This is a genomic window from Micromonospora sp. WMMD714, from assembly GCF_029581315.1.
Lineage (GTDB): Bacteria > Actinomycetota > Actinomycetes > Mycobacteriales > Micromonosporaceae > Micromonospora > Micromonospora rifamycinica.
Map to the genome: position 1 here is coordinate 2,299,355 of NZ_CP120744.1, position 18,079 is coordinate 2,317,433.

Genomic DNA, 18,079 nt, shown 5'->3' on the forward strand with positions numbered 1-18,079 from the left:
GCAGCGGGACCGGCACCGTCGTGACCACCGTCGCTGCCCCGGCACGGTCGTGACCAGCGCCACCGCCCCGGCACCGCCCCGCCACCGCCCCGGCACCGCCGTGACCACCGTCGCTACCCCGGCATCGTCGTGACCAGCGCCACCGCCCCGGGCGGCCGGCGTGAAGAACGCGTCAAGAAACCGGGGTTGCCCGTCACGGTCGCGTTATGGACCCTGCCCGTCCGGACGACGGCGCGTTGTGATTGCCCGGCGTGGCCGGAAGGCGGTCACGACGTACGCGTCCGTTGAGGGAGTCCGCGTGTCTGACGTGGTGTTCGTGCTGGTGACGGTGGTGCTGTTCGCGGCGCTCGCCCTCGTGGTGAGGGGCGTGGAGAAGCGGTGAACGCCGTCAACGCCGTCGGCCTGGTGCTGGCGATCGGTCTGGGTGTGTTCATGGTCGTCGCGCTGCTGTTTCCGGAGCGCTTCTGATGACCACGAGGACAGCCGGCATCGTTTTCGTGTTGTCCCTGGTGGTGGCGCTCGCCGTCGCGTACCGCCCGGTCGGCGACCACCTGTACCGGTCGGTCGCCGGCCCCCGCCAGTCCCGGGTGGAGCGTGGGGTGTTCCGGCTGGTCGGGGTGAACCCGGCGGCCGAACAGTCGTGGGGCGTCTACGCCCGCAGCGTGCTGGCCTTCTCCGCCGTCTCGGTGCTGTTCCTCTACGCCCTCCAGCGGTGGCAGAACCACCTGTGGCTGTCGCTGGGCTTCGACCCGGTGGTCCCGCACGGGGCCTGGAACACCGCGGTGTCCTTCGTGACCAACACGAACTGGCAGTGGTATTCGGGCGAGTCGACCATGGGGCACCTGGTGCAGATGGCCGGGCTGGCGGTGCAGAACTTCGTCTCCGCCGCGGTGGGCATCGCCGTGGCGGTGGCGCTGATCCGGGGTTTCGCCCGCAGCCGTACGGGCGAGGTGGGCAACTTCTGGGTCGACCTGGTGCGGATCGTGCTGCGGGTGCTGTTGCCGGTCGCGGTGCTCGGCGCGCTGGTGCTGATGCTCGGCGGCGTGGTCCAGAACCTCTCCGCCGGCACCGACGTGACCACCCTGACCGGCGGCGGCCAGAGCCTCCCCGGAGGCCCGGTGGCCAGCCAGGAGGTGATCAAGGAGTTGGGCACCAACGGCGGTGGCTTCTACAACGCCAACAGCGCCCACCCGTTCGAGAACCCCACCGCCTGGACGAACTGGGTCGAGCTGTTCCTGATCCTGCTGATCCCGTTCAGCCTGCCCCGGGTCCTCGGCCGGATGGTCGGGCAGCAGCGGCAGGGCTACGCCGTCGTCGTGGTGATGGCCGTCCTGGCGCTCGGCAGCGTCGCCCTCACCACCGGCTTCGAGCTGGCCGGGCAGGGCACCGTGCCGCAGGCGGTCGGCGCGGCACTGGAGGGTAAGGAGGTCCGCTTCGGCGTGTCGGACTCGGCGACGTTCGGGGCGGTCACCACGCTGACCTCGACCGGTGCGGTCAACTCGTTCCACGACTCGTACACCGCGCTGGGCGGAATGATGACGCTGGGCAACATGATGCTCGGCGAGGTCGCCCCCGGCGGGGTCGGCGCGGGCCTGTACGGGCTGCTGGTCCTCGCGGTGATCACGGTGTTCGTCGCCGGCCTGATGGTCGGCCGGACGCCGGAGTACCTGGGCAAGAAGATCGGCCCCCGGGAGATCACCTTCGCCTCGCTGTACTTCCTGGTCACCCCGGCCCTGGTGCTGACGGGAACCGCCACCGCCTTCGCCACCGGCAACGACGCGACCGCGCTGAACACCGGCCCGCACGGCCTGACCGAGGTGCTCTACGCGTTCACCTCGGCGAGCAACAACAACGGCTCGGCGTTCGCCGGGATCACCGTGAACACCGCGTGGTGGAACACCGCGCTGGGCCTGTGCATGCTGCTGGGCCGGTTCCTGCCGATCATCTTCGTGCTCGCCCTGGCCGGCTCGCTCGCCCGCCAGGCACCCGTCCCCGCCTCCGAGGGCACCCTGCCGACGCACCGACCGCTCTTCGTCGGGATGGTCGTCGGCGTCACGGTGGTCCTGGTGGCGCTGACCTTCCTGCCCGCACTCGCGCTCGGCCCGTTGGCCGAAGGGTTGTGACCCGGATGAGGAACGAGGACATGTCCGTTGCGTCCGTGACCACCGACGACGACCGGCCGGCCGTCGACAACCCGGCCGTCGACAACCCCGCCCGCCGGGCCGGGGGCGGCCTGCTCGACCCTCGGCAACTGGTCAGGTCGCTGCCCGGGGCGCTGCGCAAGCTCGACCCGCGCACCCTGTGGCGCAGCCCGGTGCTGCTGATCGTGGCGGTCGGCGCGGTCTTCACCACCGTCCTGGCGGTCGCCGACCCGTCGGTGTTCGGCTGGGCGATCACCGGCTGGCTCTGGCTCACCGTGATCTTCGCCAACCTCGCCGAGGCGGTCGCCGAGGGTCGGGGCAAGGCGCAGGCCGCCTCGCTGCGGCGGGCCAAGCGGGACACCATCGCCACCCGCCTGGTCGGCTGGGCACCGGGTGCCCGCGCCGACACCTACACCGACGAGGCGGTGCCCGCACCGGAGCTGCGGCAGGGGGACGTCGTCCTGGTGAGCGCCGGCGGGGTCATCCCCGGCGACGGCGACGTCGTCGAGGGCATCGCCAGCGTCGACGAGTCCGCGATCACCGGCGAGTCCGCCCCGGTGATCCGGGAGTCCGGCGGCGACCGCAGCGCCGTCACCGGCGGCACCCGGGTGCTCTCCGACCGGATCGTCGTGCGGATCACCCAGCGGCCGGGGGAGAGCTTCATCGACCGGATGATCGCCCTGGTCGAGGGGGCCGACCGGCAGAAGACACCGAACGAGATCGCGCTGAACATCCTGCTCGCCGCGCTCACCCTGATCTTCCTGCTGGCCGTGGTCACCCTCCAACCGCTGGCGATCTTCGCCAAGGGCTGGCAGGCCGCCGCCCCGGACACCGGGGCGGTCACCGGCACCGGGGTGACCGGGGTGGTGCTGGTGTCCCTGCTGGTCTGCCTGATCCCCACCACCATCGGCGCGCTGCTGTCGGCGATCGGCATCGCCGGGATGGACCGCCTCGTGCAGCGCAACGTGCTCGCGATGAGCGGCCGGGCGGTGGAGGCGGCGGGGGACGTCAGCACCCTGCTGCTCGACAAGACCGGCACGATCACCCTGGGCAACCGGCAGGCCACCGCGTTCCTGCCGGTCGAGGGGGTCACCGCCGGCGAGGTGGCCGCCGCCGCGCGGCTGTCCAGCCTCGCCGACGAGACGCCCGAGGGGCGGTCGGTGGTGTCGCTGGCCACGCGGGTCGACCCGGGTGCGCCGGAACCGGACCCACCGTCGTACGCCGACTTCGTGCCGTTCACCGCGCAGACCCGGATGAGCGGCGTCGACCTGACGCCACCGGCCGCGCCGGCCCGCCAGGTCCGCAAGGGCGCGGCGACGGCGGTGCTGGCCTGGGTACGGGAGCACGGCGGCGAGCCGGGCGGCGGGACCGACCGGATCGTCGACGGGATCAGCGGAGACGGCGGCACCCCGCTGGTGGTGGCCGAACACGTGGCCGGGGAGCCGGCCCGGGTGCTCGGCGTCATCCACCTCAAGGACGTGGTGAAGGCCGGGATGCGGGAGCGGTTCACCGAGCTGCGCCGGATGGGCATCCGGACCGTGATGATCACCGGCGACAACCCGCGTACCGCGCAGGCGATCGCCGACGAGGCCGGGGTGGACGACTTCCTCGCCGAGGCCACCCCGGAGGACAAGCTCGCCCTGATCCGCCGGGAGCAGGAGGGTGGCCGGCTGGTCGCGATGACCGGGGACGGCACCAACGACGCCCCCGCCCTGGCCCAGGCCGACGTCGGCGTCGCGATGAACACCGGCACGTCGGCGGCGAAGGAGGCCGGCAACATGGTCGACCTGGACTCCGACCCGACCAAGCTGATCGAGATCGTCGAGATCGGCAAACAGTTGCTGATCACCCGGGGCGCGCTGACCACCTTCAGCATCGCCAACGACGTGGCGAAGTACTTCGCGATCATCCCGGCCATGTTCGCCGGCATCTACCCGGCCCTGGACACGCTGAACGTCATGCGGCTGGCCAGCCCGGAATCGGCGATCCTGTCCGCCGTCATCTTCAACGCCCTGGTCATCGTCGCGCTCATCCCGCTGGCCCTGCGCGGCGTGCGGTACCGGCCGGCCGCCGCGTCGACGCTGCTCGGCCGCAACCTGCTGGTCTACGGCGTCGGCGGCCTCGTCGCGCCGTTCCTCGGCATCAAGCTCATCGACCTGCTCGTCCAGTACGTCCCGGGGATCTCGTGATGCGTCTACCCGCCTGGCTCGCCCAACACCTCGCCGCCCTGCGTGCCCTGCTCGTCTTCACCGCGCTGCTCGGCGTCGCCTACCCGCTCACCCTGGTCGCCGTCGGTCGGCTCCCCGGCCTCGACGCGAAGGCGGACGGTTCGCTGCTGACCGTGGACGGCCGCAGCGTCGGCAGCGCCCTGGTCGGGCAGTCCTTCACCGACGCCGACGGCAATCCCGTCCCGCGCTACTTCCAGTCCCGCCCCTCGGCGGCCGGCGACGGCTACGACCCGACCGCCTCCGCCGCCTCGAACCTCGGCCCGGAGAGCGTGCTGGACACCCTCGCCGTCGACCCGGAGGACTCGACCCGGAGCCTGCTCAGCCAGGTCTGCGCCCGCAGCCTGGCGGTCGGTGCCCTCGACGGCGTGGACGGCCGGCGGCCGTACTGCACGCCGGACGGGGTGGGGGCGGTGCTGGCGGTGTTCCGCGCCGACGGGCTGACCGGCCCGGTCACCCGGGTGGTCAGCGTCAACCAGACCGCCCCGGCCACCCCGTTCGTCTCCTCCTGGCTGGGGGTGCCGGTGGAGCTGGCGCAGCCCGGCGAGGACTACCGGGCCGCCGGTGGACTGGTCACCCCGGTCCGGGGGGACGCCCCGGAGCACCCCGCCGTCCCCGCCGACGCGGTCACCGCCAGCGGCAGCGGCCTCGACCCGCACATCAGTCCGGCGTACGCCGGGATCCAGGTGGCCCGGGTGGCGCGGGAGCGGGGCGTGGACCCGGCGGTGGTCCGGCGGCTGGTCCGGGAGCACACCACCGGTCGGACGCTCGGCTTCATGGGCGCCCCCGCGGTGAACGTGCTGGAGCTGAACGTGGCCCTCGACCGGAACCTTGCCGTCCGCTGACCCCGCTGCCGGCACCCCCGCCCCGGGGGGTGCCGGCCCGGCGGTCGCGCCCCGGGGCGGTACGCCTAGCGAGAGGATGGTCCCGTGCCCCGAGGTGAACTGCGTATCTACCTGGGTGCCGCCCCCGGTGTCGGCAAGACGTACGCCATGCTGGAGGAGGCCCGACGGCGTGCCGAACGCGGCACCGACGTGGTGATCGGCCTGGTGGAGACGCACGGTCGACCACACACCGCCGCGATGATCGGCGACCTGCCGGTGGTGCCCCGCCGCACGCTGCTGCACCGGGGCACCGAGTTCACCGAGCTGGACCTCGACGCCGTGCTGGCCCGCCGCCCGGAGCTGGTCGTGGTCGACGAGCTGGCCCACACCAACGTGCCCGGCTCCCGGCACGACAAGCGCTGGCAGGACGTCCAGGAGCTGCTCGACGCGGGCATCTCGGTGCTGTCGACGGTCAACATCCAGCACCTGGAGTCGATCAACGACGTGGTGGCCCGGATCACCGGCACCACCCAGCGGGAGACCGTTCCCGACGCCGTCGTCCGCGCCGCCGGGCAGGTCGAACTGGTCGACATGACCCCGGAGGCGCTACGCCGCCGGATGGCGCACGGCAACATCTACCGGCCGGACCGGATCGACGCGGCGCTGGGCAACTACTTCCGGGTCGGCAACCTCACCGCACTCCGCGAGCTGGCCCTGCTCTGGCTGGCCGACAAGGTCGACGACCAGCTCGACCGGTACCGGGCGCAGCAGGGCATCTCGGCCACCTGGGAGGCCCGGGAACGGGTCGTGGTCGCCCTCACCGGCGGCCCGGAGGGGGAGACGCTGATCCGCCGGGCCGCCCGGATCGCCGCCCGGAGCAAGGGGGCCGACCTGCTCGCCGTGCACGTGGCCCGTAACGACGGGTTGACCGGCGTGGACCCGGCCCAGCTCGCCCGGCAGCGGGTCCTGGTGGAGAGCCTCGGCGGCAGCTACCACCAGGTGCTCGGCGGGGACGTGCCGGCCGCGCTGCTCGACTTCGCCCGGGGCGTCAACGCCACCCAGCTGGTGCTCGGGGCGAGCCGGCGCGGCCGGTTCGCCCAGCTGTTCGCCCGGGGCGTCGGCGTCACCACCACGGCCCGCTCCGGGGCGATCGACGTGCACCTGGTCACCCATCCGCAGGCCGGGCGGGGCCGGCGCGGGGCCGGGGTGCCGGCCGCGCTGTCCCGTCGGCGTCGACTGCTCGGGTTCGCCCTGGCCGGGCTGGGCCTGCCGCTGCTCACCCTGCTGCTGTCGGTGCTGCCGGACCTCACCCTGACCAACGACATCCTGATCTTCCTGGCCGGGGTGGTCGGGGTGGCGTTGGTCGGTGGGCTGTGGCCGGCGCTGGTCGCCGCGCTCGGCGGATCGTTGCTGCTGAACTGGTTCTTCACCCCGCCGTACCGCACGCTGACCATCGCCGAGGCGGACAACCTGCTCGCGCTGGGCGTCTTCGTCGCGGTGGCGGTCGCGGTGAGCGGGGTGGTGGACGTGGCGGCCCGGCGTACCCGGGAGGCGGCCCGCGCCGCCGCCGACGCGCAGACCCTGGCCACCGTCGCCGGCAGCGTGCTGGGCGGCGAACGACCGCTGCCGGCGTTGCTGGACCGGCTGCGGGAGACCTTCGCGCTGCGCGCGGTCAGCGTGCTGGAACTCGACCCCGACGCGCGGGGGCGGCCCGGCCGGATCCACGAGGAGGGCGCCTGGCGTCGGGTCGCCGGTGTCGGCGTGGACCCGGCGGGCAGCCCCGGCGCGGGGGAGACCACGGTACCGGTCGACGACCGGCTGACCGTGGTGCTCAGCGGTCGGCGGCTGGAGGCCGCCGACCGGCGCATCGTCGAGGCGTTCGCCGCCCAGGCCGCCGTCGCGCTGCGCCAGGAACGGCTCGCCGAGGAGGCGGCCACCGCCCGCCCGCTCGCCGAGGCCGACCGGCTGCGCACCGCGCTGCTCGCCGCCGTCAGCCACGACCTGCGTACCCCGCTGGCCTCGGCGAAGGCCGCGGTGAGCAGCCTACGCAGCCCGGACGTCGACTTCGACCCGGAGGACCGGGCGGAGCTGCTCGCCACCGCCGACGAGTCGCTGGACCGGCTCGGCCGGCTGGTGGCGAACCTGCTCGACATGAGCCGGTTGCAGGCCGGCGCGCTGGGGGTCACCCGCACCGCGATCGGCCTGGAGGACGCCGTACCGCTGGCCCTGGACGAGCTGGGACCGGCCGCCGCCGACGTGCGGACCGACATCCCCGCCGCCCTGCCGGCGGTCGACGCCGACCCGGGCCTGCTGGAACGGGTGCTGGTCAACATCGTTGCGAACGCCCTGCGGCACAGTCCGCCGGGACGGCCGCCCACGATCACCGCCAGCACCCACGCCGGGCAGGTGGAGCTACGGGTCATCGACACCGGTCCCGGCATCCCCGAGGACCGCTGGGAGCACGTCTTCCTGCCGTTCCAGCGGCTCGGTGACCGGGACAACCAGACCGGGGTGGGGCTCGGGCTCGCGCTGTCCCGGGGGCTGGCCGAGGCGATGGGTGGCAGCATCACCCCGGAGACCACCCCCGGCGGGGGGTTGACCATGGTGTTGCGGCTGCCCGCCGCCGACGAGAGGCCGGACCGGTGACCCGCATCCTGGTCGTCGACGACGAACCGCAGATCCTCCGCGCGCTACGGATCAACCTGCGCGCCCGGGGGTACGACGTCGAGGTCGCCGGGACCGGCACGGCCGCGCTGAAGGCCGCCGCCAGCCACCCACCGGACCTGGTGGTGCTCGACCTCGGCCTGCCCGACCTCGACGGCGTCGAGGTCATCCGGGGACTGCGCGGCTGGACCACGATCCCGATCATCGTGCTCTCCGGCCGGGCCGGCAGCGCGGACAAGGTCGCCGCCCTCGACGCGGGGGCCGACGACTACGTCACCAAGCCGTTCGGGATCGACGAACTCCTCGCCCGGATCCGCGCCGTCACCCGTCGGCTCACCGCCGCGCCGGTCGACGCCACCGCCGTGGCCCGGGTGGGACGGCACACCGTCGACCTCGCCGCCCGTACCGTCGTGCGCGACGACGGCGTCGAGGTCCGGCTCACCCCGACCCAGTGGGCGGTGCTGGAGCGGCTGCTGCGCCACCCCGGGAAGCTGATCAGCCAGCGCCAGCTCCTGCACGAGGTGTGGGGGCCGGAGTACCAGCAGGAGACCAACTACCTGCGGCAGTACCTGGCGCAGCTGCGGCGCAAGCTGGAGGACGACCCGGCCCGGCCCCGGCACCTGGTCACCGAGCCGGGGATGGGCTACCGCTACCGCCCCTGACCGGCGTGGCCCGGCCGGGCTCCCCGCGCCGGGTCGTGGCCCGCCGGCTCAGCGGAGGACGAGGCCGATCGCCAGGGCGACGACGGCGAGCAGCGGGGGGACGAGCTGCTTGAGCGCGGCGCTCGCCTTCGACGGTGCCGAGACCAGCAGCACCAGCCCGGCGGCGACCATCGACCCGGCGCCGACGAAGACCAGGGTCGCGCCGACGGTGTGCGCGCCCACGGCGTAAGCGACGATGCCGACGACGATCGCGACCGCCAGGAAGAGGTTGTAGAAGCCCTGGTTGAAGGCGAGCTGCCGGGTCGCCTCCGCCTCCTCGCGGCTGGTGCCGAAGACCGCGCGGGCGCGGGCGGTCGTCCAGACGACGGACTCCAGGTAGAAGATGTAGACGTGGATGAGGCCGGCGATGCCGGCCAAGATGAGCCCTGCGACGACCACGACGCTGCCTCCTCGGTGCGCGCGGAACGGAGATGTCCGCCACCGTCATTCTTCCTGTCCGCCGTGCCCCCGAATCAGGTGGTGGCGGGTTTCCCGTGCGCCTCCTACGGTGGGGGAGACATGGGGGAGGTTCAGGTTGCTCGACGCGGGTGACGCGGTGCGTTGGCTCCAACTCGCCGCACCCCGCGGTGGGCCGGACGACCTGCCGATGCTGGTGAACCAGGTCGCGCCAGCCGTCGACGCCACCGAGATCGTGATCTACCTGGCGGACTACCAGCAGGCCAGCCTCGTACCGTTGCTCGGTGCCGGTCTCGACCGGGGTGAGTTGTCGATCGAGACGACCCTCGCCGGTCGGGCGTTCACCGGTCTCGACGTGCAGCGGGCGGCCGACAGCCCGGACCGGGTCTGGGTGCCGCTGCTCGTCGGGTGCGAGCGGATGGGTGTGCTGGAGATCGTCTCGCCGGCCGCCGGGGAGCGGGCCATCGACGGGCCGGCCTGGGAGCTGGCGACCTGCGTGGGGCAACTGGTGGTGAACCGCCGGCCGTACGGCGACGTGGTCGAGCGGCTGCGGCGTCGGCTGCCGATGCAGGTCGCCGCCGAGATCGTCTGGGGCCTGCTGCCCCCGCTGACCTTCGCCACCGAGGACACGGTGCTCACCACCATCCTCGAACCGTGCTACGACGTCGGCGGCGACATCTTCGACTACGCGCTCAACGGCGACGTGCTCAGTATCGGGCTGTTCGACACCTGCGGGCACGGCATCAGGGCGAGCACCCTGGCCTCACTCGTGGTCAGCGCCTACCGCAACGCCCGCCGGTGCGGCCTCGACCTGGTCGACACGGCCCTGAGCATCGACAAGTGGGTACGTTCGGAGCATCCGCACCTGTTCGCCACGGCGCTCCTGGTCGAGCTGGAGCGCAGCACCGGCCGGCTCCGGGTGATCAACGCGGGTCACCCGGGAGCCCTGCTGCTGCGCGACGACAAGGCGATCCGGGAGCTGCCCGGCCCGACCGCGCTCCCGCTCGGCCTGGGCCACCTGGCGACCCGCCGCCCCGAGGTGTACGAGGAGGAGCTGCACCCCGGGGACCGCATCCTCGCCTACACCGACGGCGTCACCGACGCGCGGGGCGGCGACGGGGAACGGTTCGGGTTGAAGCGGCTGGTCGACTTCGTCAACCGTGCCCTCAACGACCAGCTCGCCACCCCGGAGACGATGCGCCGGCTGGTCCGCGCGGTGGTCGCCTACCAGGAGGGGCAGCTCGACGACGACGCGACGGCGCTGCTGCTGGAGTGGCGTCCGTCGCGTACCCCACTGGCCCACCTGGACGGGCACCCGGCCCCGGGCTTCTGAACCACGACCAAAAAGGCTCAGATAGCTGGACGAGGTGGTGGCAGAAGATGCTTCGTCACCACGCGCGGGGCATGGACGTAACCAATGCGTTCAACAGGGGTTGAACAGATGCTAGTGGGGTCGCGACCCACTTGACCCAATTTGTGATGTTTGTCGGATTTTCCAGTGTCTCCAGCAGGCTCCCGAGCAGTGCCTCGGCAGAAGGTAGTTGCAGCGAGAAGGGTGAGTGGGCGAGGAGCTGTGCGGCCCAAATGATCAAGAGCACGCCGCAGGCTAACTCGGCACTCAGTCAAAAGGCAAACAGCGCCAGGTATTTGGATCAATGCCTGATATTAAAAAGTTGGGTAGTTTTGCAGGAATTTGTCTAGTTTTTACAGCTATAAATATTAAATAGAATAATAATAATACTTGTTTATCTCTGTGGTGATTGTGAAATTTACTGTGACGCTTCAAGGCGTTAGGCTTGGCGGTATAGGTAAATGCGAGTCGTCTATGTCTTGGCTGTAAGCCTCGGGAGGCCGGTGTGGAGGATCAGTTAGTCCTTGCGGTCGCGACGACGTTGGCGACCAAGGGTGCCGAAGCTTTCGGGGCGGGAGCGCGGGAGGCGATCGGATCCCTGTTCCGTATGGTCCGCAACCGGTTCGGCGTGGGCACCCGCGAGGCGGCGGTACTCGACGGTGCGGTGGAACACCCGCAGGAGCAGTGGCGACACACGGCGCTCGCCTCGGCCCTGGCTGAGGTGATGGCGCGGGACCCGCAATTCGCCACAGCTCTCAAGAGTGAATGGCAGCGACTCGCAGGGCCAGGCATCGTCGCTGCTCAGGGGCAGGTGGCCAACCACTTCAGCGGGACAGCCGAAAAGGTGGTGCAGGCGCGCGACGTGCGGGGGGGCATCGTCTTTTAGCTCCCGTCGATGGGATTCGCGGCGGGATGGGTGGGGGCGTGGACGAGTGGGACCGAATTCCTGTGAAGCCGAAGGGGTAATGCCGTTCGGCGCCTCGAACGCGTTGTCGGGGAGCGTGACCGGCCCGAGTGTCCAGGCCGGCGCCATTCATGGTGGGGTGCACTTCATCGCTGGTGCCCCCGAGCGTCCACCGGTTCCCCGACAGTTGCCCGCCCCCTCGCCGAATTTCACCAACCGGTCACGTGAGCTGTCTGAACTGGATCATCTCCTCGATCAGGGGGGAAATGTCGTCGCCCTACTCTGTGGGCCGGGTGGCGTGGGTAAGTCGGCGCTGGCGAGGCAGTGGGCGCACAGTAGGCAGACCCGCTTCCCAGATGGACAGCTTTACGCTGGTTTGGGTGGTTTCAGTGATGGTCAGCCGTTGGATCCGGGTACGGCGTTGGTGGCCTTCCTCCGGGCGCTGGGGGTGGCCCCGGAGCGGATTCCGGTGGACCTGGCCGAGCAGGTCACCCTGTACCGCACCGTGACCGCGAGCAGGTCACTGCTGGTGCTGCTGGACGACGCCTTCTCGGCGGGTCAGGTCAGGCAGTTGTTGCCCGCTTCGACGTCAACGGTGGTCCTGGTGACCAGTCGCCGCCGGCTGGCCGGATTGATACCCGAGGGTGCGCGTCTGCTCGATGTGGGTCCGCTGCCGGCTCGGCAGGCGGTCGAGCTGCTGGGCAGGGCGGTAGGCCGGGAGCGGATTCTCAGGGAACCCGAGCCGGCCGAGGAGCTGGCGCGATTCTGTGGGGGCCTGCCGATCGCACTCCTGGTGGCGGCGGGACGCCTGGCCTCCCGGCCCAAGTTGACAGTGCGGCGGATGGCAGCTGAGTTGGCCGACGAGGCACAGCGACTGGCCGGCCTGTCGTTGGAGGGCGAAGTGTCGATGAGAACGATATTCGATTTCTCCTACCGGGCTCTGACTCCGGAGGCGGCGGCGTTGTACCGGAGGCTGGTTCTGCATCCGGGGACGGAGTTCGGGAGGGATCTGGTTGTGGCGGTGGCCGGGCCGGACCAGGACCCGGGAACCCGGGTGGACGCGGTGGTGGGCGAATTGCTGGAGGCGAGTCTCCTGGAGGAGGTGTCCGAGGATCGCTTCAGGTACCACGACCTGATCCAGCTGCACGCCCGGGAGCTGGCAGAGCGGCACGACCCGCAGGACAGCCGGCGGGCCACGGTTCGCACGATGCTGGAGTTCTATCTCGCTGCGGCCCGGCGCGCGGACCTCGTGGTGACCCCCTATCGGCGGCGACTGCCGTACGTCTTCGAGCGGACCCTGGAGGGACCGCCCGAGTTCTCCGACCGGGCTGCGGCACTGGGCTGGTTGGAGCGGGAGCGGAGAAACCTGATGGCGGCTGGTCGGGTCGCCCTCGACCTGGGCTACCACGAGCTGGCCTGGCAACTCAGCGATGTGATGTGGCCCTTGCTGCTCTACGTGAAGAACTATCGGGACCGGCTGGAGATCGACGGGCGCGGCGTGGCGGCCGCACAGGCCTGGGGAAACGTGTGGGCCGAGGCGGACATGCTCAAGCGGCTGAGCCGGGCGTGCAGCCGCGTGGGTGAACAGGAGGCGGCCGAGCAACACGGGCAGGCGGCGGTCGACCGGTATCGACAGGCGGGCGACATCCAGGGCGTGATCGACGCTGAGGAGGGGTTGGCCACCCTGTACGCCGACACCGGCCGAGAGGAGTTGGCGGCGGAGGCGTACGCCCGGGTGCTGACCGAACGGCGGACGCTGCCGGACGCGCGGAGCGTAGGACTGTCCTGTCTCAACCTGGGCATGCTCCAGACCCGGACCGGGCGCCCGGCCGACGCGCTACCGCTGCTGGCGGAGGCGCGGAGCATCTTCGCCGAGCTGACCGAGGTCGACCCCTACAATACCGCCCGGGTGCTGGTCGCCCTGGCCGGCGCCCATCTCGGCACCGGCGATCTGAACGCCGCCGAGAAATCCGCCACCGAGGCGGCACTCCGGATGGCCGAGCTGGGCGCGGACAATGAACGGGCGGAGGCGGTGTGGCTGCTCGGCCGAATCGCCCGGCAGCGCGGCGACGCCGAGGCCGCCCGCCTGCACTTGCGGGAGGCCGCCGACGTCTTCACCGCCCTCGACTCACCCCGGCTGCCCGACGTGCTCCGTCAGCTCGACGAACTGGTCGGCGACGCGAGCGAGCAGCGACGCGTCCAGGATGGTGCACCGGCGGTACAGGGCTCCGGCGACCCAGCGGGAGTACAGCAGCCGGGCCACGGCGGTGAGCAGCCCGACCGTCAGTAGGCCGGGGGTGGCCAGCGGGCCGAGGCATAGCGGTGGGCCGTTGCGTACGCCGACGGCGACGTCGCCCGACGGGCTGCCGACGACGGCGAGGGCCAGTCCGGGGTAGGCGCTGAGGAGGCCCGCGGCTACCTCTGCCGGGCTTTCGGAGTCGGCGACGGTCACCACGACGTCGGCCAGTCGAGCCGAGCGGGGTACCGACCGACCGGCTGCGAGTGCGACCACGACGGGTTCAGCTGGCGAGGTCATTGCTGGCCCTCCCGCAATCCGGCATCGGTGCCGGGCCGGTCTGCCGGTGTCGCCCGGGCTCGGCCAGTCGGAGCAGCCGGTACATGGTGCGTCGCAACAGCATGCCCGCCTCACCTGGGCGGCCGGTCAGCGCACCCATCACCGCCTGCCGGTCGATCTCGCCGGGCAGGGCGAGTTGGGGTGCCAGCGGTCGGCGCGGGTCCAGCCGGCTGGCGGTGGTGTCCAGCAGGTGCTGGGGCGTGCCGGCGGCGGGCAGTGAGCGCAGTCCGGGCAGCAGCAGGACCGGCCGTCCGATGGCGGCGGCGTAGGCGGTGACGGAACCGTGGTCACCGATGACGTGGTCGGCGGCGACCACCGGCCCGCGCCAGTCCTCGGTGGGGCGGGGCAACAGCAACCCGGCATCGAGGCAGTCCCGGAGCCAGGCCCGGATCTGGCGGTGTCCGTGCGCGTCCCAGACCGCCGGGTGCAGCAGCGCGGCGATCCGGTACCGGTCCGGTGGCAGCTGTGTCATGAGCTGTGGCAGCAGGTCGGGCCAGCGTCCGAAGACGCCATCGCGGCCCCAGGTGGAGGAGACCACCACGAGTTCCTGCTCGTCCATCCCCATGCGGTGCCGGTACTCCGCTCGCCAGGGAAGGCTGGCGACGAGCCGGTCGGCGCAGGGGTCGCCGACGACCACCGCCGCCTCGACCGCCTCCGGGCACTGGCGGCGCAGTACCTCCACCTCGTGGTCGTGGGCGAGGGCGAGGGCTGCGGGAAGCACCCGCCCGCCATGGGTCAGCCGCTGCGCGTCGAGGCCGTACACCGGTGGGTCCGTGAGGACCGGTCCGCCGTACGGCCCGGGTCTCACCCGTTTTCCGTGCCCGGCCCCGTGAGCCATCAGGAGGAGGGGCGCGTGTAGTTGGTGCAGGCCGCCGTAGGCGGCAGCGAGACCGAGGTCGAAGCGTTCCCGGACAGCCTGGTGCCAAGGCAGGACGAGCGCGCCCAGCCGATCGAGGAGCCGCGTCACGTGGTGGTTGAAGACGTCCGGTGCCACCGTGAAGACCAACTGGATCCGGGGGTCGCTCTCGATGTGCTCGACCACGTCCAGCAACCGGTGGCAGCTCGCGATCGTGTGGGCCACCACGAGCACCGTCCGGCAGCCCGACCGGCTCACCCAGCGGCTGGCGTCGATGCCGACGGGGGTGGATGACCATTCCAGCGATGTCATTGGCATGCCTCCTGTGCTGAATGTGGACGTGATTCAGCGTCGAGGAGCCGGTTGTGATCACCTTGCCGACGGCCTTGCAGTGGGCTTGCAGCGAGCTGGAAGGAGAATGTCTGATTTTGGACTTTACGGAGAAAGGTTTGAAGTGGTGGGTCCGCTGGAACAAGAATCTAATAGTCGAATGTCGATCAAGAGTGGGCGGGGGGCGAGCTGGTGGAGTTTGCGATTCTGGGTCCTACCGAACTCCGGATCGAGGGGCGGCTGATCCCACTGGGCGCGGCTAAGCAGCGTGGGCTGCTCGCCATCCTTCTTTATCACGCAGGTGATCCGGTGCGGGTCGAAACGATCGTGGAATTTCTATGGCAGGGCTCCGGCGTGGACGCTCGCCGCCCGCTGCTCTACACGTTGGCCAGTCGGTTGCGGGCGGTCCTGCGGGCTGTCGGTCTGCAGGACGCCCTGGTGCGGGTACCCGGGACCGGTGCCTATCGGTTGACCGTCGATCCGGAAATAGTCGACTACCACCGTTTTCTGCGGTTGACTGACGAGGCGCACCAGGCGATCGAGCGGAACCAGCATGATCGATCTGTCGCCTTGCTCGGCACTGCGGTGGAGTTATGGCGGGACGATCCCCTTGCCGACCTTCGAGGTGCGCGGTGTGAGCACCTTCGGCGGGATATGCGAGAGAAGCAATTCAGGGCGACGAAACTTCTGGCGAGGAGCGAGCTGGCCGTAGGTCGGCACGACCGGGCACTGACCCGATTGGAACCGCTGCTGATCGAGCATGAACTCGACGAGGGGCTGGCCGGATTGTGGGCCACCGCGTTGCATGCGGCCGGGCGCAGCTACGACGCCCGGGACTTTATTGCCGGCTTTCGTCGCCGTTTTCGTCGCATAATGCGGACCGAGCCGGCGCTGGATGTCGGTGGCTCCCTGCCGGCTCCTTCGGCCAGCAACGGAATTTCGGCCGTGGACGAAGCGGTGCCGGTACCCCGGCAGTTGCCGAACGACGTGCCCGACTACACCGGCAATACGAGGCTGCTGGAGGAACTGGACGCCCTCGCCGCCGAAGGTGGTACCGCGAAGGTGGTCGTGCTGACCGGGATGCCCGGGGTGGGTAAGACGACCCTCGCCGGTCACTGGGGACATCGCCGGCAGAGTTGGTTTCCCGATGGTCAGCTGTGCCTGCGTGCGGAGGCGCACGGCCCGGTGCCGCCGGTGCGTCCGCAGGAGGCACTGCACCGTTTTCTGGTCGCCCTCGGTGTTCCGGCTGACCGGGTGCCCGACGATCCAGACCGACGCGTCGCTCTCTACCACCGGCTGATGGCAGGCCGACGGATGCTCGTGGTGCTGGACAATGTCGTCGACTCCGACCAGGCGCAGCAGCTCCTTCCCCGCTCCGACACCAGCTTCACGATCGTGACCAGCCGTAACCGGCTCCGTGGGCTCGGCGTCCGACACGGTATCCGGAGCCTCACCGTCGCTCCACTGTCGGGGCCGGAGCGCCATCGGATGCTCAGCCGGATCATCGGGGCCGAGCGCGCCGACGCGGAGCCTGCGGCGTTGGAGACGCTGGCCAGGCTGTCGGGCGGCCTGCCGCTCGCGCTACGGGTCATCGGTGAGCACGTCGGCTCCCACCCCGAGGCGCGACTGAGTGACCTGGCCGACGAACTGGCGAACCGGTTGCTCGACATCGAGGGCGACGAGACCGACGAGATGACCCTGCGCACGGTCTTCGCCTGGTCGGTCAACGCGCTCGCCCCGCTGCCGGCCCGGCTCTTCCTTCTCCTCGGCCTCTGCCCGAGCAGCACCATCGGGGCCGAGGCGGCGGCGGCGATGCTGGCGGTGGAGCCCGCCGAGGCCGAGCGGGCACTCGACCGACTGGTGAGGGCGCACCTGGTCAACCACGACACCGCCCGTCGCTACCGGATGCATGATCTGTTGCGCAAGTACGCCGCCGATCGGGCACGGGTGGACGAGCCGGCCGAACAGCGGCGGGCCGCACTGCACCGGCTGTGGGACTGGTATCTGCTGACGGCCTTCCACGCCGTCAGCCAGCTGGAACCGGACCGTCCACCTGTCCCTGACCTGCCCGCGCCCGGTGCGGTGACGCCGATGGCCTTCGACTCCGACTGCACCGCTCTGCGCTGGTGTGAAGCGGAACGCATCAATCTGCTCGCTCTGGTCCGCAGCGCGGCGGCGGAGGGGTTCCACCGGCACGCCTGGCAGATCGTCGACACGGTCCACGAGGTCTTCGACCGGTCCGGCAGTCAGGAGGACATGCGGGAGATGCTGCAGATCGCGCTTGATGCCGCGACTGTCGACGGTCACGACCTGGCCCTGGTGGGGACGCTTGCCAACCTCGGTGCCACCTACTTCACCAGCCACGACCACCAGCAGGCCGGTGTCCTGTTCGCCCAGGCGCTGCAACTCGCTCGGGAGAAGGGCTTCACCGAGTTGGAGACGGTCTGCCGGCACAACCTCGCCTCGGTTCAGCTGCGGTCCGGTGCGACCAGCACCGCCATCGAGACCTTCCGCCAGGTCCTGACCGACTGCCGGTCCGCCGGGAATGCGACCGGTGAGGCGTTCACCCTGTACCACCTCGGCGACGCCTACCGTCAGCTCGGACATCACGGGCAGGCCCGCCGTCTCTACCAGCAGGCGCTCGCCATCTGTGATCGGATCGGCTCACTGCGGGGGCAGAGCCTCAACCACGTCGGGCTCGCCGGGCTCGGGCTGGACACCGGTCAACCCGAGGCCGCGCTCGCGCAGACCCGGATGGCCCTCGACCTGCACGACCGGGTCACCGACGAGAGCATCCGCTGTGACGCCCTCACCATCTCGGCCGAGGCCCAGCTCCGCCGGGGCCGGTACCGCGAGGCGCTGGCTGAAGCGGCTCTCGCGCGGGCCGTCGGTGACGAACTGGCCGATCCGGTGCGTACGGCGCGTGCCATCGCCGTGCTGGCGGACGCCCTCAGCGCGGCAGGAGACCGTGCGGGTGCCGCCAGCCACGGGCGAGAGGCCCTCGCCATCCTTGACGACACCAACGATCCGCAGCGGAAGGTCATTCGGGACCGACTCTCCGCGTACCACGATCACCGGTGACGGTAGGGCG

The 18,079-nt window shown here is 71.1% G+C and carries 12 protein-coding genes; 10 read left to right on the forward strand and 2 right to left on the reverse strand.

The genetic code is table 11. The features are described 5' to 3' along the window. Positions 1 to 378 precede the first annotated feature (378 nt). The 6 genes from kdpF (at position 379) to O7625_RS10430 (ending at position 8,516) form a co-directional block, all read left to right on the forward strand. Positions 379 to 468 carry a K(+)-transporting ATPase subunit F gene (kdpF, locus tag O7625_RS10405; RefSeq protein WP_067312053.1) on the forward strand — a complete coding sequence of 30 codons (90 nt, stop codon included), beginning with the start codon at positions 379 to 381 and terminating at the stop codon, positions 466 to 468. Further along, positions 468 to 2,123: a potassium-transporting ATPase subunit KdpA gene (kdpA, locus tag O7625_RS10410; protein ID WP_282345602.1), complete on the forward strand. Its 1,656-nt coding sequence runs from the start codon at positions 468 to 470 to the stop codon at positions 2,121 to 2,123. Before kdpF ends, kdpA begins: the two co-directional genes overlap by 1 nt. 20 nt (positions 2,124 to 2,143) lie before the next feature. Beyond that, the gene (gene kdpB / locus O7625_RS10415; RefSeq protein ID WP_282345603.1) at positions 2,144 to 4,330 is read left to right on the forward strand and encodes a potassium-transporting ATPase subunit KdpB; all 2,187 of its coding nucleotides are present in this window, start codon (positions 2,144 to 2,146) and stop codon (positions 4,328 to 4,330) included. Then, complete coding sequence (locus tag O7625_RS10420; protein WP_282345604.1) at positions 4,330 to 5,211, forward strand: potassium-transporting ATPase subunit C; 882 nt, start codon at positions 4,330 to 4,332, stop codon at positions 5,209 to 5,211. Before kdpB ends, O7625_RS10420 begins: the two co-directional genes overlap by 1 nt. A gap of 84 nt (positions 5,212 to 5,295) precedes the next feature. Next, on the forward strand, positions 5,296 to 7,836 hold the full coding sequence (locus O7625_RS10425; RefSeq protein ID WP_282345605.1) for a DUF4118 domain-containing protein: 2,541 nt from the start codon (positions 5,296 to 5,298) through the stop codon (positions 7,834 to 7,836). Beyond that, positions 7,833 to 8,516, forward strand: a complete 684-nt coding sequence (locus O7625_RS10430) for a response regulator (RefSeq protein ID WP_282345606.1) — start codon at positions 7,833 to 7,835, stop codon at positions 8,514 to 8,516. The genes O7625_RS10425 and O7625_RS10430 overlap by 4 nt, the downstream gene beginning before the upstream one ends. A 48-nt stretch (positions 8,517 to 8,564) precedes the next feature. Here the strand turns inward: O7625_RS10430 and O7625_RS10435 are convergent, their stop codons facing one another. Then, the gene (locus O7625_RS10435; RefSeq protein ID WP_282345607.1) at positions 8,565 to 8,954 is read right to left on the reverse strand and encodes a DUF1304 domain-containing protein; all 390 of its coding nucleotides are present in this window, start codon (positions 8,952 to 8,954) and stop codon (positions 8,565 to 8,567) included. A gap of 136 nt (positions 8,955 to 9,090) precedes the next feature. On the opposite strand from O7625_RS10435, the gene O7625_RS10440 reads away from it, so the two are divergent. The 3 genes from O7625_RS10440 to O7625_RS10450 all read left to right on the forward strand — a co-directional run bounded on the left by O7625_RS10440 (position 9,091) and on the right by O7625_RS10450 (position 13,517). Further along, positions 9,091 to 10,305 (forward strand): PP2C family protein-serine/threonine phosphatase, encoded by a 1,215-nt coding sequence (locus O7625_RS10440; RefSeq protein ID WP_282345608.1) that lies wholly within the window; start codon positions 9,091 to 9,093, stop codon positions 10,303 to 10,305. A gap of 523 nt (positions 10,306 to 10,828) precedes the next feature. After that, positions 10,829 to 11,209 carry a hypothetical protein gene (locus O7625_RS10445; protein WP_282345609.1) on the forward strand — a complete coding sequence of 127 codons (381 nt, stop codon included), beginning with the start codon at positions 10,829 to 10,831 and terminating at the stop codon, positions 11,207 to 11,209. A gap of 79 nt (positions 11,210 to 11,288) precedes the next feature. Then, complete coding sequence (locus tag O7625_RS10450) at positions 11,289 to 13,517, forward strand: NB-ARC domain-containing protein (RefSeq protein ID WP_282345610.1); 2,229 nt, start codon at positions 11,289 to 11,291, stop codon at positions 13,515 to 13,517. A gap of 229 nt (positions 13,518 to 13,746) precedes the next feature. Here O7625_RS10450 and O7625_RS10455 read toward each other — a convergent pair whose 3' ends face one another. Beyond that, positions 13,747 to 14,970 carry a hypothetical protein gene (locus tag O7625_RS10455; RefSeq protein ID WP_282345611.1) on the reverse strand — a complete coding sequence of 408 codons (1,224 nt, stop codon included), beginning with the start codon at positions 14,968 to 14,970 and terminating at the stop codon, positions 13,747 to 13,749. A gap of 210 nt (positions 14,971 to 15,180) precedes the next feature. On the opposite strand from O7625_RS10455, the gene O7625_RS10460 reads away from it, so the two are divergent. After that, a complete protein-coding gene (locus O7625_RS10460; protein ID WP_282345612.1) occupies positions 15,181 to 18,069 on the forward strand; it encodes a tetratricopeptide repeat protein in 2,889 nt (962 codons plus the stop codon). Positions 18,070 to 18,079 lie beyond the last annotated feature (10 nt).

What these genes read in the sequence shown, in the direction of transcription:
- O7625_RS10455 (WP_282345611.1), bottom strand. Translation starts at nt 14,970, where the DNA reads ATGACATCGCTGGAATGGTCATCCACCCCCGTCGGCATCGACGCCAGC.
- kdpB (WP_282345603.1), top strand. Translation starts at nt 2,144, where the DNA reads ATGTCCGTTGCGTCCGTGACCACCGACGACGACCGGCCGGCCGTCGAC.
- O7625_RS10420 (WP_282345604.1), top strand. Translation starts at nt 4,330, where the DNA reads ATGCGTCTACCCGCCTGGCTCGCCCAACACCTCGCCGCCCTGCGTGCC.
- O7625_RS10450 (WP_282345610.1), top strand. Translation starts at nt 11,289, where the DNA reads ATGCCGTTCGGCGCCTCGAACGCGTTGTCGGGGAGCGTGACCGGCCCG.
- kdpA (WP_282345602.1), top strand. Translation starts at nt 468, where the DNA reads ATGACCACGAGGACAGCCGGCATCGTTTTCGTGTTGTCCCTGGTGGTG.